Here is a 13,774-nt window from a genome sequence, read left to right on the forward strand (position 1 = left end):
AGGGTTACGTCAGGAATTTAAAACTAGCGAGGGAGCGCCATGACACTAGCCATTGTGGCCACACGCGCCGGCGTGGGGCTGGAAGCACCCGCCGTGCATGTTGAGGTCCATTTAGCTAATGGGTTGCCTGGGCTAACACTGGTGGGTCTGCCAGAAACCGCCGTCAAAGAGAGCCGCGAGCGGGTGCGCAGCGCGCTCATCAATGCTGGGTTTGATTTCCCCAACACCAAACGTATTACCCTCAACCTTGCACCCGCCGATCTGCCCAAAGAGGGCGGTCGTTTTGATTTACCGATAGCGCTCGGCATTCTGGCCGCCTCCGGCCAAATCCCAGTGGATGCGCTAGAAGGCATGGAGTGCGCTGGTGAACTGGCGCTGGATGGCAAACTACGCGCCGTGCCTGGCGTACTGCCTTTTGCACTTGCCACACGGCGCGCCAATAAAGTACTGATTATTCCCCGCGCTTGCGCTGATGAAGCTGCTCTAGCGGGTGATTTGCCCGTTCTACCAGCCGACACCCTTTGGCAGGTCGTTGCTCATTTGCTAGGGCAAGAGAAAATCCCGCCCCACCAACTGTCTGCCTCGGTGAGATCCACGGCTCCCATGGCCGACTTAGCCGACGTGCGCGGCCAGCACCAAGCGCGCCGCGCGTTGGAAGTAGCGGCCGCTGGTGGCCATAATTTGCTGTTAGCAGGGCCACCGGGCACCGGTAAGACCATGCTCGCTAGTCGCTTACCGGGCATTCTGCCACCGCTTTCCGAAGACGATGCGCTGCAGGTGGCTGCCGTGCGTTCGGTATGTGGTCTGCCCCTGGAAGCAGACTGGGGCCAGCGGCCATTTCGCCAACCCCACCACAGCGCCAGCGCCGCCGCGTTAGTAGGAGGAGGCTCAAAGCCCAAACCTGGGGAAATCTCCCTTGCTCACCACGGCGTGCTGTTTTTAGACGAGCTGCCGGAATTTTCCCGCAACGTATTAGAAGTTTTACGGCAGCCACTGGAAACGGGGGAAATACATTTATCTCGCGCCAGTCACGAGCGCCGTTACCCAGCACGGTTTCAGCTTGTAGCCGCCATGAACCCCTGCCCATGCGGCCATTTGGGTGACCCACGCCAGCGCTGTCAGTGCAGCGCCAGCCAGATTCAACGCTACCAGGCACGGCTTTCTGGCCCGCTATTAGACCGCATTGACCTGCAAGTAGAAGTGCCCGCTCTACCACCCGAACAGCTTACTGCCCAAACTCAGGGTGAACCTTCCAGTGCGGTGCGCGAGCGGGTGATGGCCGCCCGTGAGCGGCAGATGGCGCGAGGCGCACTCAACAGCCAACTAAGTGGCAAAGCCCTAGAAGCCGCCTGCGCGCTAAGCGATGAAGAGCGCATGTGGTTAGCGGAGGTACTGGAAAAACTTAAGCTCTCTGCCCGAGCTTACCATCGCGTGCTGCGGGTCGCGCTCACCCTGGCTGACCTACAAGGCGAACCCAAGCCCAGCCAGCCGCACTTTATCGAAGCCATCGGCTATCGGCAGCTAGACAGGCTGTTAAGGGGAGCCTAGTGAACATTCTCGACAAAGTTATCCAAAGCATCGAACAAGACTTGTCGAATTGGCTCGGCTTCATTGACTAAGTGGTGTCGGGCTTCTGGGTGGCGGTGGATTTCGGCATTAGGAAATTTCTCTTCCAATACCGCTAGGTTCCACTCCCAGTCTACGGTTAGGTCTTGCTCACCCTGCAAAATCAGTGTGGGCAACGGATTAGGTTCCAACGCTAGCAAACGCGGCATCCAGCGTCGCATTGCGGTGATCCACATAACACTCAACCGCTCGGGTTGCAGTGGGTCTTGATCACGCAGAAACGCGGTGAACTGTTCATCCGTTGAATTAGGCCGATACTTACGCGGCAGCTCTTTTAGAAAGGGGCTGGCAATTAGATGAAGCCAGCTTGCCTGGCTCCAACGCCAAGGGCGCACTAAGGGTGCTAGCAGCACAATACCTGCCCAGCCTGCTGCCTCTCGGCGAGTAAGCGCGTCAGTCGCTAATATCGCCGCCCCGGTACTCTGCCCCACTCCTAACCACGGCATAGGTGCCATTCCCAGGGTTCGCAAGGTCGACTGTAAATGCACAAGACAGTGCTGATAGTCGTCAAAATCTTCAATTTCAGCCCGTGGGCCGCTGGAAAGGCCATGACCGGGAAGATCCCACAATACTACCCGCCAACCTTTGGCTAGCAGACAACCTAGCAAATGGCGATAAAGGCCTAAGTGATCAAAGTAGCCGTGAATGACAAACGCGGTGCCAGTGGGAACAGGTGGGCTCCAGACTTGGCACCAAAGAGCAAATCGTCCAGTATCAATAAAACCTGCGTGCACTTCGCTGGTGTCGTTTAAGAGCGTTTCTAAGCCGTAGTGGCGAAAATAGTCGTGCACAGCGTCTGTTAGCGCGTCACCCGGTCTAAGCCGAGAGAGCGATGATTCGCCTGCCGCTTGCCGAAACAACCCTTCCAGGTGTTGGAAATTATGCATCAACGTCTCTCCATGAACGCCACCTATCCATTGGCTGAATGACAGCGGAGACCATTGCCGCTCTCATCATTTGGTCGAGCATTTTGCTGCTTTAGGGTATAGGCTGTTTACATGCCCACGCAGTTGTGGAAGTATTTTCCACAAATATACCTTTACCCTGACCGTGGCACGATAATATCCCACGGGCACCTTCACAGGAGAACCCCATGAGCGAGCGTATCACGCGTCACCGTTTACAGGTGTCAGCAGACCTGGACCGTTTCATCAATGAACAGGCATTACCGGGCACTGGCGTCGACGAAAACGCTTTCTGGGCCGGCGTTGACGCGCTGTTCCATGAGCTGACACCGAAAAACCGCCAACTGCTTGAAGAGCGCGACGCACTTCAAGAGAAGCTGGATGTTTGGCACCGTGAAAACCCTGGCCCGGTGAGCGATATGCCGGCTTACCGCAGCTTCTTAAAAGAAGCCGGTTACCTAGTGGATGCGCCGAACAGCGTTAAAACCACTACTGCCAACGTAGACCGCGAAGTGGCTGTCCAAGCAGGCCCACAGCTGGTGGTACCTGTCAGCAATGCCCGTTATGCACTGAACGCCGCTAACGCTCGCTGGGGCAGCTTGTACGATGCCCTGTACGGCACTGATGCGATTTCAGAAGAAGATGGCGCTGAAAAAGGCACCAGCTTCAACCCAAAACGTGGTCAAAAAGTTATCGCCTATGCCCGTGGCGTACTTGATCGTGCTGCCCCACTGGCTACAGGCTCTCACCGTGATGCGGTGAAATACACTATTCGTGACGGCCACTTGGTGGTTAGCCTGGAAGGCGGTCGTGAAACCGGCCTAAAAGACTCCGGCAAGCTGATCGGCTTTAACGGCGACGCTTCCGCGCCGGAAGCAATCCTACTGGCCAACAACGGCCTGCACCTTGAAATCCAGATCGACGACAGCCACCCAATCGGTAAAACCGATCCCGCTCACGTGAAAGACGTGGTAGTGGAAGCAGCACTGACTGCCATTATGGATTGCGAAGACTCCGTTGCTGCCGTCGACTCTGAAGATAAAGTCGGTGTTTATAGCAACTGGCTTGGCCTGATGAAGGGCGACCTGGAAGAGAACATCGACAAAGGTGGCAAAACCTTCAAGCGGACGCTACACGCTGATCGTACTTGGCAAACCACTGATGGCAGCACCGTTAAACTGCCGGGTCGTTCGCTGATGTTCGTGCGCAACGTGGGTCACCTAATGACCACACCCGCCATTCTAGACGAAAACGGCAACGAACTGCCGGAAGGCATTTTAGACGCGGTAGTGACCTCGCTGCTGGCGCTACACGACCTGAAGAAAGACGCCGATCAGCCGCGTAACTCCCGCGCAGGCTCAGTGTATATCGTTAAACCGAAAATGCACGGGCCAAAAGAAGTAGCGTTCGCCAACGAGTTGTTTGGTCGCGTTGAAGACATTCTAGGCATGAGCCGCGACACCCTGAAAATGGGCATTATGGATGAAGAGCGTCGCACTACCGTCAACTTGAAGGCGTGTATTGCTGAAGCGGCTTCTCGGGTTGTGTTCATCAACACCGGCTTCCTTGACCGCACCGGTGATGAAATGCATACCGCCATGGAAGCTGGTCCGATGGTTCGCAAAGGCGATATGAAGAGCGCTGCGTGGATCACCGCCTATGAGAAGAACAACGTGCAGGTAGGCTTAGCCTGTGGCCTGCGTGGCCGTGCTCAAATTGGTAAAGGCATGTGGGCGATGCCGGATCTGATGCACAATATGCTAGAGCAGAAGATTGGCCATCCCAAGGCGGGTGCCAACACGGCATGGGTACCTTCACCAACGGCGGCGACGCTGCATGCGCTTCACTACCACCAAGTCAACGTCACGGACGTTCAGCGCGAGCTGGAAGCCCAGGGCGAGCCTGACTTCTTAGATGACTTGCTCACCGTGCCAGTCGCCGAAAATGCCAACTGGTCGGATGAAGAGATTCAGCAAGAGCTGGATAACAACTGCCAGGGCATCCTTGGTTACGTAGTTCGCTGGGTAGAACACGGCGTAGGCTGCTCGAAAGTACCGGACATTCATAACGTCGGCCTAATGGAAGACCGCGCTACCCTGCGCATTTCCAGCCAGCATATTGCCAACTGGCTGCACCACGGCATTGTCGATGCACCACGAGTAGAAGAAACGCTTAAGCGGATGGCTAAAGTGGTTGATAAGCAGAACGCTGACGACCCCACCTACACAGCCATGAGCGCCGACTTCGAAGGCTCGACTGCCTTTAAAGCAGCCTCTGACCTAGTTTTCAAGGGTCGTGTACAACCTTCTGGCTACACCGAACCGCTACTCCACGCATGGCGCCAGGTGCATAAAGCGAAGTAAACCCGTTTTACGGTATCATCAGCCTCGAGGCGCACGCCTCGGGGCTTTTTTATAAAGGACAATAATAATGACCGTAATGACTGCCGAGCAGATTGAGCACTTTTTAGATGAGGTGTTTCCCCAACGGATGGGCAAAATTGAAAGCGTTGGAGAAATGTGTGCCACGATGCGTTTAACCGTCGGTTATGAGCATTTGCGCCCTGGCCCACGCGTGTCTGGCCCGACCATGATGGGCTTTGCCGATGTAGCGCTGTATGTGGCCATTTTGGCGCAAATTGGCCCGGAAGCCATGGCAGTCACCAGCGACTTAAATTGCCACTTCTTACGCGCGGCCTCTGGCGAACACGATATTGTTGCTCACGCCAAACTTATCAAGCTAGGCCGCCGTTTAGCGGTAGGCGAAGTGCAGATTTTTTCTGTCAGCGATGACACTAAGCCGGTTGCGCATATTACCGCGAGCTATGCGCTGCCAGACAGCCCAACGGGCCAACCACCGCGCTAACGACTGAGCAATGCGGTGACGGCTAAGCCTAACCAGCCTGCCATCAGCAGCAAACCACCGATGGGCGTTACAATACCAACGCTAAGCCCTACGAGGGCCATTAGGTAAAGCGAGCCTGAAAATGCTGTGATACCCACTGCCCATAGCCCCAGCACTATTTGTTGCCCTGGCTGAGGACCCTGGCTGCGCCAAACCAGCACCGCAAGCATGGCCAACGTATGCCACGCTTGGTAACGCACGCCGGTTTCAACGATGTCGACCATAGCAGCACTGGTACGCGATGCTAAGCCGTGAGCCGCATAAGCCCCTAATATCACCATTAATGCGCCTGAGAGTGCCACTAAACACCACCAGGGCTTGTCTGCTCGCTGCATGCATTACTCCTGTTTATAGCTACTGTTTATAGCCACTGTTTATAACTACCTTTTATAACTATTGACTATAAGTACTTACTATAAGTATTTGCTATGAATACGCATCACAAGTACCCAAAATACGCGATCGATACGCCACTAAGCTGATTAACACGGTCACGTACCTTGAGCGGTACGAAACCGCTACAATAGACAATAATTTGCTTCACCGACTGGGAATACTTACCGTTATGTCCACTCCTCATGAGTCGATACAACTGACACTCAATGGCGAACCACATACGCTGGCAGCCGGCCTTAGCGCCGCCGATCTGATCGAGCAATTAGGCCTGACTGGGCGCCGCATTGCGGTGGAAATTAACGAACAAATCGTACCCAAAAGCCAGCTTGCCCAAACGCATTTAGCCAATGGCGACCAGATTGAAGTCGTTCACGCCATCGGCGGCGGCTAGCGCAGCCCGTCACCCGTTTTTGCTTTCACAAGGAACCGCTATGACGCCACTAACTGATACACCATTTACCGTTGCTGGACGCGAGTTCAGCTCCCGCCTGCTGGTGGGTACTGGCAAGTACAAAGACTTTACCGAGACCGGCGCAGCCATTGCCCAAAGTGGCGCGGAAATTGTCACCTTTGCCGTGCGGCGCACCAACTTAGGCCAGGATGCTGACGCGCCTAATCTACTCGATGTCGTTTCCCCTCAGCGCTACACGCTGCTGCCAAACACCGCAGGCTGCTACAACGCCAAAGACGCTGTACGCACCTGCCGCTTAGCGCGTGAACTACTCGACGGTCATAACCTGGTCAAACTAGAAGTACTCGGCGACGATCACACGCTCTACCCTAATGTGGTCGAGACATTAAAAGCCGCTGAGACACTACTGGCTGACGGCTTTGATGTCATGGTGTACACCAGCGACGACCCCATTGTGGCACGTGAATTAGAAGCCATGGGCTGCTGCGCCATCATGCCGCTGGGCTCGCTGATTGGCTCAGGGCACGGCATTCAAAACCCGCATAATGTACGCCTGATTGTTGAGCAAAGCAGTGTGCCTGTGCTGGTCGATGCGGGCATTGGCACCGCATCTGACGCCGCCATGGCAATGGAGCTAGGTTGTGACGGTGTGCTGCTCAACACGGCGATTGCTCACGCCCGTGACCCGCTGCGTATGGCCCGCGCGATGAAATTGGCTGTAGAAGCTGGCCGCGATGCCTTCTTAGCGGGCCGCATGCAACGCCGCCAGAGCGCCGACCCCTCTTCGCCTTTTGCAGGCCGGATTAACGGCTGATACACAGAGATACCATGACCGATACCAACGACACCGTGCCCAACAGCGCTAACACCGCCACCACCGGCCCTGAAAACGCTGATGCCCCATTACACCGGCGGGGAATTAAGAGCTACGTGATTCGCGCGGGACGCATGACGCCAGCGCAAAGCCGTGGCTTGGAAGACGTTTGGCCACGCTTAGGACTGACGATTGCCGATGGGCGCCAGGACTTGGACGCCCTGTTTGGCCGCCAAGCACCACGGGTGGTAGAAATCGGCTTTGGTATGGGCAACTCACTTATTGAGCAAGCCGAGCGCCACCCGGATACTGACTTTATTGGCATTGAGGTTCACGCACCAGGGGTGGGCAAGCTGCTAGATGAGGTAGATAAACGCGGCCTAACCAACCTGCGCGTTTATCGCGAAGATGCCCTAGCAGTACTTGAGCAGTGCTTACCGGAAGGTTCATTGACCACCCTGCAGCTGTTTTTCCCTGACCCGTGGCCAAAAAAGAAGCACCACAAGCGGCGTATTGTGCAGCCTGCGTTTGTTGAGCTGATTCGCACGCGCTTAAAGCCCGGCGGTACTTTCCATATGGCAACCGACTGGGAAGCCTACGCCGAGTGGATGGCCGAGGTGATGGACGCTGCACACGGCTATGCCAATACTGCTAGCTCAGAAACAGCGCCCTACGTGCCACGGCCTGAGTTCCGCCCACTCACCAAATTTGAAGCCCGCGGCGAAAAGCTTGGCCACGGCGTATGGGACTTAATCTACCGCCGTGAGGTTTAAAAGTAGCCATTAAAGGCAGCGATTAACGGCAAGCTAAGCGTCGTTTATGTTCACTTATCGTAAACGACGCGATGCAGCGTACCGCTACCGCGTTCAAAGGCATCAATATTTGCCAGTGTGGTCTCGGCAATGTTGGTCAACGCTTCACCGGTAAAAAATGCCTGATGCCCTGTAATCAGCACGTTATGGAAGGTTGTTAGGCGCATAAACTGATCGTCATCAATCATCTTGTCCGAGAGATCTTCGAAAAACAGTTGCTCTTCTTCTTCGTAGACATCTAACCCCAGACGACCAATATGGCCGCTTTTTAAGCCCGCAATGACCGCTTGTGTGTCCACCACTCGCCCACGCCCGGTATTAATCAGCATCACGCCTTGCTTCATCTGAGCGATGGCATCAGCATTAATCAGGTGATCAGTTTCAGGCGTCAACGGGCAGTGCAGCGAGATAATATCCGCCTGGGCATAGAGCGACGCCAACGGCATATACTCTACAAACGACTTGGCATTTGGGTTTGGAAAGGGATCGTTGGCAACTACTCGGCAGCCAAAGCCATGCATGATATCAGCGAAGATCAACCCAATCTGTCCGGTACCAATGATGCCCACGGTTTTACCGTGCAAATCGAACCCCAGCAGACCATCCAGAGCGAAATTACCCTCGCGCACGCGGTTGTAGGCACGAAACGTCATGCGATTAAGACTCATCACCAGCGCTACCGCGTGCTCAGCCACCGCGTGAGGAGAATAAGCGGGCACCCGCACCACGGTAATACCCAACCGTTCGGCTGCGGCTAAGTCAACATGGTTAAACCCTGCTGAACGCAGGGCCACTAAGCGTGTACCGCCGTTGTGTAATTGCTCTAACACATCGGCATGTAAGTGGTCATTTACAAAGGCGCAGACGCCCTCAAACCCTTTCGCAAGCGGCGCCGTATCGACGACCAAGCGCGCATCAAAAAAGCTGAGTTCATGACAATTCGCAGCATTGGCACGGGTAAGGAAGGTTTGGTCATAAGGTTTAGCACTAAAAACAGCAACGCGCATAGCAGTAGTCCTGGCTCTTGAAGGAAGTTCAGCATAGGCAATTTGGCTATTATCTACTGAAACAGAGCAGGAGATAGACATCGAGGTCAAAGAAGATAGACATCGGGGTCAAAGAAAGCAGCCACTAAAAACAAGAAAGGTACTGCTAGAAAAAGGTACTGCTAGGAAAAAGTATTGCTAGAAAAAAGAAAGCCGCTCCAAAGGGAGCGGCAAAAGACCGTGACTAGCAATGAGAGGGAGAAACCATGACAGAAAACTGGCGCTAATTTTTGCCAAGTAGCTGTCTTGGTTGCCAGCGTCTCATCAAACGCTGACCATCACAATATAATCATTCTCATTTACCCCGTCAACCCAAATGCGAATACTTTTTATTTATTTTTAAACTCGTGTTTTTACACTACCCCACCAGCTGCAACCATAACGGTAGTGTTAGCATTGCAAGCAGTGTTTGACCGGTAATAATGGCCGCCATCAGCTCTGCATCACCACCTAGTTGGCGAGCAAGAATATAAGCTGATGTGGCGGTAGGCAGCGCTGCAAAAAGTAGCGCCACGTCACGGCTGATAGGCTCCAGGCCCACCAAGTTAGCCAATAGCAGTACTAACGCAGGCATCAGCAGCAGCTTGATGCTATTCGTCGCTATCACGCCACGGTCAAGGCGCAACAATGCCGCAGGGCGCAGCGCCACACCCACGGCAATTAGCCCTAGCGGCAGCGCTGCAGCACCCAGCAGCCCTACCGTATCCTGGCTCCAACCAGGCAAGCCAACCCCTGAAAGATTAAGCCCTACTCCCGCCAGGCAGGCTAAAATCAGCGGGTTTTTAGCCAACGCAAGAGCACTTTGTCCAAGGCTTGCACTACCCAGCGTACCTGCTGCCACAAAGCTTGCGACACACATCACGTTCACTACCGGTACCATAAGCGCTACCGCTACAGCCGCGACAGTAGCTCCTGTACTGCCATGCAGTGCCGCGGCCCCTGCGACGCCTACATAGGTATTAAAACGCACAGCACCTTGAAACACCGAGGTGAAAGCCGCAGGCGTTAGTCCCAAATAGCCACGGAAGCGCCATAGTACTAGGCCAAAAATCCCCATTGTGCCGAGCAGTACCAGTGCTAAGCGAGCAACCGGCACTTGGCTGACATCGGCAGTCGCCAGCGTACTTATCAGCATCGCAGGAAACAGCACAAAGTAGATCAGACGTTCCATCTGCGGCCAAAAACCAGCACTTGGCCAACGGCAGTAGCCAATAGCGGCACCGAGTAAAATCAATAAAAACAGTGGCCCAAGTGCGCCAGTAATGCTCTCCATTATGATTCCTTATTAACTGCGACATCCCAGCACAGCGACATCCGTCCGATTACTGTTACCATGAAACCAACTTCCACCTTACGGCCTGCGTAGTGACCATTTTGCCATGAAGAATTTGCCTAAACCTGCCTACTTTACGGGGTTTCCTGCGCTTAAAGTGCTTATCCTCATTACTGGCATCGCACTGGCTGCCTGTACGTGGTACGTGTTCGCCAATTGGCTACGCGATGATGGTGATATCACCTGGTTTACACCAAACGCCAACTGCAATCTACACACCAGCACCTGCTCAGCGATTCTAGGAGATAAAGGCCGCTTAACCCTGACCGTTGATGCCGATGGCCGAATCGACGCACTGGATATCCTGCCCCTGGATGTCGAAGTTGAGGGCCTCAACCCCAGCCATGTAACAGTCGACTTTATTGGTCGCGATATGGATATGGGCTTACACCGCTTTGCGTTAACCGCCACAGCGCCAGGACACTTTCATGGCCAAGGGCAGGTCGGTATTTGTACGCAAGACGTGATGCCGTGGCGGGCGCGGGTTATCCTGGAGACGCCAGAAGGCAAGCTGGGCAGTTGGTTCGACTTCGACGTGATTAGGAGCTAATGCGCATGGCAGCTAAACCCATTAACCGTAAATCACTATGGCTAGGGCTACTACTTATATTTGCCCTGCTAACCGTTTCCGCTATCGGCCTTTACCAGTTTGCCTTCCAGCCTGACGAGGGAGATGTGTCGGGAGGGCCCATAGAAATGCCGTCTACTCAGGGGGATTTTTCACTGTCTCAGCTAGAGGAAGGTGATATTGCGATTGTTTCCTTTGGCTACACTTACTGCCCTGACGTTTGCCCGATGAATCAGGCTGTTAAGCGCCAAGCGCTAGCCCAACTAAGCGATACTCAGCGTGAGCGCGTCGTGCCAATCATGGTAACGGTAGATCCTGAACGCGATACGCTGCCACGCATGGAAGAGTATATGCAGTTCTTTGGCGAGCAATTTATCGGCTTAGTAGGTAGTCAAGAGCAGCTTAACGACGTCGCGGCGCGCTATGGCGTTATTTGGCGGCGTGTGGAAGCACCCGATTCCGCCATGGCCTACACCATTGACCACAGCGCATCGCTTTTTTTGGTTAACAGAGACGGCGATATTTTACAGAGAGTACTTTACTCTCCAGCGCCACACGGATTAGTGTCAGCGCTAGAGAATGAGCTAGCCCGCTAGTAAGCAATATAACAAACGCCATACCAACAACGCGCCTGAGTTTAAGGCGCGCTTTGTAGCTGCTCAAGCATTGCCATTAATGCGCTAGCCTGAGTGCCACTCCGTGTGTCATGCAGCGGATTGAGTTGCCAAGTGCTCTCGGCAAAGCCCCACCAGTCCCAGCACCCCTGCGGGTTGGCCATACTGCTTTCAGCCTGCGGGTAGAGCACTACTTGACCATGGTCTGCTGCCCAGCGATTTAAGCCGCTATGGCGTATAAACGTATCGCCTATCGCGTCCGTGCTCATCTGACAGCCATGCAGCGCTATAGTGACAGGGCAGCCGCCCGCCTCACATGCTTCAGGAATAAACAGATAACCCACGTCAGCCAAGCCTTTAACAGCAAACTCTGACTGATCAAAGGCGATCACTTCGCCCTCGCTAGCAGCAGCATCACGCTCAGGATATAGCCATGAAAGCATGTCTCCGGCAACGTCTTCATCACAGGCAAGCAGATGGCTTCCCCCACCCTGTCGACAACCGCCAAGCGCCTGGGGGCTAGCACCAGCCTGCTTTGGCAGTTTTATGGGCCAACCGTGGCCCGTGTTTTCACTGCTTACGAAACGCAGCTGTTCTGGCGATGCCAGCCAGCGCTGCCATTGCTCTGCCAACAAACGTCCCAACTCTGGGGAGACCGTGTCATCTTCATCACCATGCCATACATAGGCACGCAGCTGGCTTAGCGCATCACGCTCACCCACCTGCTCGAGGGACTCATATCGCTCGCGACGTCGATCTAGTTCATCCAGGGAAGGCAGCCCACGGCGAGTGTTCATGCACTGGTTAAGAGCTAAGCTAAGTGCGCCTTGGGCGCAGCTCCACGGACCCGCCGCTAATACGCCTACGCCACTAAAGCGTTCCGGCCAAGCAACCGCCAACTGCGCAGCCATGTAACCACCTGATGAGACACCGACCACGCTAGCATGGTCACTCGCTGCGCTCAGTGCCGGCAAATCCTGCGGCATGTCTTCTGCTTCAGCATGAACAGCCGTGCTGGCTAACAGTAAGAGCGCGCTAAACAGGCAAGAGGTAGAAGCGGCGGAACGTATCATTTACTCGACGCCTAACAGTTCAACGCGGAACGTCAGCATTTCATTCGGGCCAATAGGGCCTTGACCAGCTTCACCGTAAGCCAACTCGGCGGGAATATATAACATCCAGCTATCGCCAACGCTCATCAGCTGTAGGGCTTCTTGCCAACCTTCAATAACTTGATTGACTTGGAAGCTCACCGGCTGACCACGCTCGAAGGAGCTATCAAATACGGTGCCATCCAGCAGCATACCTTCATAGTTCACTTCAACGGTGTCTTCAGCACCAGGCGTTGCGCCATCGCCAGACTCAAGCACTTCATACTGCAAACCAGATTCCGTTACTTCAACTTCTTCACGCTCAGCGTTTTCAGCCAGATAAGCTTGGCCTTCCTCTAAATTAAGCTGAGCAATTTCTGCAGCTTCTTGCTCACGCTCTTCCATAGAGCGCTCTTGGAAAGCGACCAGCGCTTCCATCATCTCTTCCTCACTTAACGCTAATTCATTGCCATCAAAAACATCACGCATACCGTCAGTAAACGCATCAAGGTCGAGGTCTTCAATATCTGCCTGCATGCTCTCGCCAAGGGTGACGCCTAAGCTATAAGCAAGGCGCTGTTCGTCAGTTTCCGGGGCTGCGGCTGCAAAGGGAGCGACCAGTAAAAAACTTGCCAGGGCGGTTGAAGAAAACAATGCTTTCATGAAAAAGAACCTTATCCAACGGCGCAACGCGCCAAATGTTTGAGTGCCTCAAAGACTAACACCCGCCACCTCAGGCTGCATTACCTGAGAAGGCGGGTGTTACTCAGACCACTATTACATGCCGTAGTTTAGTCGCTTAAACGACCAGCGTGGGACAGTGTGCCGCACCTGCCACACGCTGGGATACACTACCCAGCAGCAGATTTTTCTCGCCGTTGGTTCCCTGAGCGCCAATCACAATTAAGTCGCACTCCCGCTTACGGGCAAAACGCACAATAGTGCGAGAGGGACGTCCACCTTTCACAAATGCTCTGACTCGTGCGCTATCTGCTCCCATTTCTATAGCGTAGGCTTTAGCGTGTACCGCTATTTCAGTAGCGTACTCTTTAAGGGCATCATCAGGCAGGTCCAGTTTGTTCGGCCGCACCATAGAAAGAGATGCCTCTAATAAACTGTGATGTTTGAACACGCACAGCAGGTAAAGCTCTGCACCAGTAAGCATATGCAGGCCAACTGCTTTTTCCAGTGCCTTAATCGCCCCTTTTGAACCATCTACGGGAATTAATATGCGATTAAACATCCGCGATCTC

At 54.3% G+C, this 13,774-nt stretch carries 15 protein-coding genes; 8 read left to right on the plus strand and 7 right to left on the minus strand.

The window, feature by feature from the left end; genetic code table 11:
• The first annotated feature begins 39 nt into the window (after positions 1-39).
• The gene (locus tag CR46_RS0107305) at positions 40-1,548 is read left to right on the plus strand and encodes a YifB family Mg chelatase-like AAA ATPase (RefSeq protein ID WP_030071402.1); all 1,509 of its coding nucleotides are present in this window, start codon (positions 40-42) and stop codon (positions 1,546-1,548) included.
• Here the strand turns inward: CR46_RS0107305 and CR46_RS0107310 are convergent.
• Positions 1,545-2,513: an alpha/beta hydrolase gene (locus CR46_RS0107310; protein WP_030071404.1), complete on the minus strand. Its 969-nt coding sequence runs from the start codon at positions 2,511-2,513 to the stop codon at positions 1,545-1,547. The two genes, CR46_RS0107305 and CR46_RS0107310, sit on opposite strands and share 4 nt — an antisense overlap.
• A 206-nt stretch (positions 2,514-2,719) precedes the next feature.
• On the opposite strand from CR46_RS0107310, the gene CR46_RS0107315 reads away from it, so the two are divergent.
• Both CR46_RS0107315 and CR46_RS0107320 read left to right on the plus strand, forming a co-directional pair.
• Complete coding sequence (locus CR46_RS0107315; RefSeq protein WP_030071406.1) at positions 2,720-4,894, plus strand: malate synthase G; 2,175 nt, start codon at positions 2,720-2,722, stop codon at positions 4,892-4,894.
• A gap of 67 nt (positions 4,895-4,961) precedes the next feature.
• Positions 4,962-5,396 carry a PaaI family thioesterase gene (locus CR46_RS0107320; protein ID WP_030071408.1) on the plus strand — a complete coding sequence of 145 codons (435 nt, stop codon included), beginning with the start codon at positions 4,962-4,964 and terminating at the stop codon, positions 5,394-5,396.
• Here the strand turns inward: CR46_RS0107320 and CR46_RS0107325 are convergent.
• Positions 5,393-5,770 (minus strand): DUF423 domain-containing protein, encoded by a 378-nt coding sequence (locus CR46_RS0107325; RefSeq protein ID WP_030071411.1) that lies wholly within the window; start codon positions 5,768-5,770, stop codon positions 5,393-5,395. The two genes, CR46_RS0107320 and CR46_RS0107325, sit on opposite strands and share 4 nt — an antisense overlap.
• A 230-nt stretch (positions 5,771-6,000) precedes the next feature.
• On the opposite strand from CR46_RS0107325, the gene thiS reads away from it, so the two are divergent.
• The 3 genes from thiS to trmB are packed head-to-tail and all read left to right on the plus strand — an operon-like array spanning position 6,001 to position 7,830.
• A complete protein-coding gene (gene thiS, locus CR46_RS0107330; protein WP_030071417.1) occupies positions 6,001-6,222 on the plus strand; it encodes a sulfur carrier protein ThiS in 222 nt (73 codons plus the stop codon).
• A 40-nt stretch (positions 6,223-6,262) separates the two neighbouring features.
• Positions 6,263-7,057 carry a thiazole synthase gene (locus CR46_RS0107335; protein WP_030071418.1) on the plus strand — a complete coding sequence of 265 codons (795 nt, stop codon included), beginning with the start codon at positions 6,263-6,265 and terminating at the stop codon, positions 7,055-7,057.
• A gap of 14 nt (positions 7,058-7,071) precedes the next feature.
• Positions 7,072-7,830: a tRNA (guanosine(46)-N7)-methyltransferase TrmB gene (gene trmB / locus CR46_RS0107340; protein ID WP_030071420.1), complete on the plus strand. Its 759-nt coding sequence runs from the start codon at positions 7,072-7,074 to the stop codon at positions 7,828-7,830.
• Positions 7,831-7,880: 50 nt separating this feature from the next.
• On the opposite strand, the gene CR46_RS0107345 is transcribed toward trmB, so the two are convergent.
• Positions 7,881-8,876: a 2-hydroxyacid dehydrogenase gene (locus CR46_RS0107345; protein WP_030071423.1), complete on the minus strand. Its 996-nt coding sequence runs from the start codon at positions 8,874-8,876 to the stop codon at positions 7,881-7,883.
• 397 nt (positions 8,877-9,273) lie between these two features.
• The gene (locus tag CR46_RS0107350; RefSeq protein ID WP_030071425.1) at positions 9,274-10,188 is read right to left on the minus strand and encodes an AEC family transporter; all 915 of its coding nucleotides are present in this window, start codon (positions 10,186-10,188) and stop codon (positions 9,274-9,276) included.
• 106 nt (positions 10,189-10,294) lie between these two features.
• On the opposite strand from CR46_RS0107350, the gene CR46_RS0107355 reads away from it, so the two are divergent.
• Both CR46_RS0107355 and CR46_RS0107360 read left to right on the plus strand, forming a co-directional pair.
• A complete protein-coding gene (locus CR46_RS0107355) occupies positions 10,295-10,798 on the plus strand; it encodes a hypothetical protein (protein WP_030071427.1) in 504 nt (167 codons plus the stop codon).
• Between the two features lie 5 nt (positions 10,799-10,803).
• Positions 10,804-11,412 carry an SCO family protein gene (locus CR46_RS0107360; RefSeq protein WP_030071429.1) on the plus strand — a complete coding sequence of 203 codons (609 nt, stop codon included), beginning with the start codon at positions 10,804-10,806 and terminating at the stop codon, positions 11,410-11,412.
• 41 nt (positions 11,413-11,453) lie between these two features.
• Here the strand turns inward: CR46_RS0107360 and CR46_RS0107365 are convergent, their stop codons facing one another.
• From CR46_RS0107365 to CR46_RS0107375, 3 genes are all read right to left on the minus strand, one after another.
• The gene (locus CR46_RS0107365; RefSeq protein WP_030071431.1) at positions 11,454-12,503 is read right to left on the minus strand and encodes an alpha/beta hydrolase family protein; all 1,050 of its coding nucleotides are present in this window, start codon (positions 12,501-12,503) and stop codon (positions 11,454-11,456) included.
• Entirely contained in the window at positions 12,504-13,184 is a 681-nt protein-coding gene (locus CR46_RS0107370; RefSeq protein ID WP_030071433.1) for a BamJ family beta-barrel-assembly machinery protein, read from the minus strand.
• Positions 13,185-13,320: 136 nt separating this feature from the next.
• Entirely contained in the window at positions 13,321-13,764 is a 444-nt protein-coding gene (locus CR46_RS0107375) for a universal stress protein (RefSeq protein ID WP_030071435.1), read from the minus strand.
• Positions 13,765-13,774: the final 10 nt, after the last annotated feature.

Origin of the sequence: Vreelandella neptunia (assembly GCF_000712975.1) — a bacterium.
Lineage (GTDB): Bacteria > Pseudomonadota > Gammaproteobacteria > Pseudomonadales > Halomonadaceae > Vreelandella > Vreelandella qaidamensis.

What these genes read in the sequence shown, in the direction of transcription:
- CR46_RS0107305 (WP_030071402.1), top strand. Translation starts at nt 40, where the DNA reads ATGACACTAGCCATTGTGGCCACACGCGCCGGCGTGGGGCTGGAAGCA.
- CR46_RS0107310 (WP_030071404.1), bottom strand. Translation starts at nt 2,513, where the DNA reads ATGCATAATTTCCAACACCTGGAAGGGTTGTTTCGGCAAGCGGCAGGC.
- CR46_RS0107315 (WP_030071406.1), top strand. Translation starts at nt 2,720, where the DNA reads ATGAGCGAGCGTATCACGCGTCACCGTTTACAGGTGTCAGCAGACCTG.
- CR46_RS0107320 (WP_030071408.1), top strand. Translation starts at nt 4,962, where the DNA reads ATGACCGTAATGACTGCCGAGCAGATTGAGCACTTTTTAGATGAGGTG.
- CR46_RS0107325 (WP_030071411.1), bottom strand. Translation starts at nt 5,770, where the DNA reads ATGCAGCGAGCAGACAAGCCCTGGTGGTGTTTAGTGGCACTCTCAGGC.
- thiS (WP_030071417.1), top strand. Translation starts at nt 6,001, where the DNA reads ATGTCCACTCCTCATGAGTCGATACAACTGACACTCAATGGCGAACCA.
- CR46_RS0107335 (WP_030071418.1), top strand. Translation starts at nt 6,263, where the DNA reads ATGACGCCACTAACTGATACACCATTTACCGTTGCTGGACGCGAGTTC.
- trmB (WP_030071420.1), top strand. Translation starts at nt 7,072, where the DNA reads ATGACCGATACCAACGACACCGTGCCCAACAGCGCTAACACCGCCACC.
- CR46_RS0107345 (WP_030071423.1), bottom strand. Translation starts at nt 8,876, where the DNA reads ATGCGCGTTGCTGTTTTTAGTGCTAAACCTTATGACCAAACCTTCCTT.
- CR46_RS0107350 (WP_030071425.1), bottom strand. Translation starts at nt 10,188, where the DNA reads ATGGAGAGCATTACTGGCGCACTTGGGCCACTGTTTTTATTGATTTTA.
- CR46_RS0107355 (WP_030071427.1), top strand. Translation starts at nt 10,295, where the DNA reads ATGAAGAATTTGCCTAAACCTGCCTACTTTACGGGGTTTCCTGCGCTT.
- CR46_RS0107360 (WP_030071429.1), top strand. Translation starts at nt 10,804, where the DNA reads ATGGCAGCTAAACCCATTAACCGTAAATCACTATGGCTAGGGCTACTA.
- CR46_RS0107365 (WP_030071431.1), bottom strand. Translation starts at nt 12,503, where the DNA reads ATGATACGTTCCGCCGCTTCTACCTCTTGCCTGTTTAGCGCGCTCTTA.
- CR46_RS0107370 (WP_030071433.1), bottom strand. Translation starts at nt 13,184, where the DNA reads ATGAAAGCATTGTTTTCTTCAACCGCCCTGGCAAGTTTTTTACTGGTC.
- CR46_RS0107375 (WP_030071435.1), bottom strand. Translation starts at nt 13,764, where the DNA reads ATGTTTAATCGCATATTAATTCCCGTAGATGGTTCAAAAGGGGCGATT.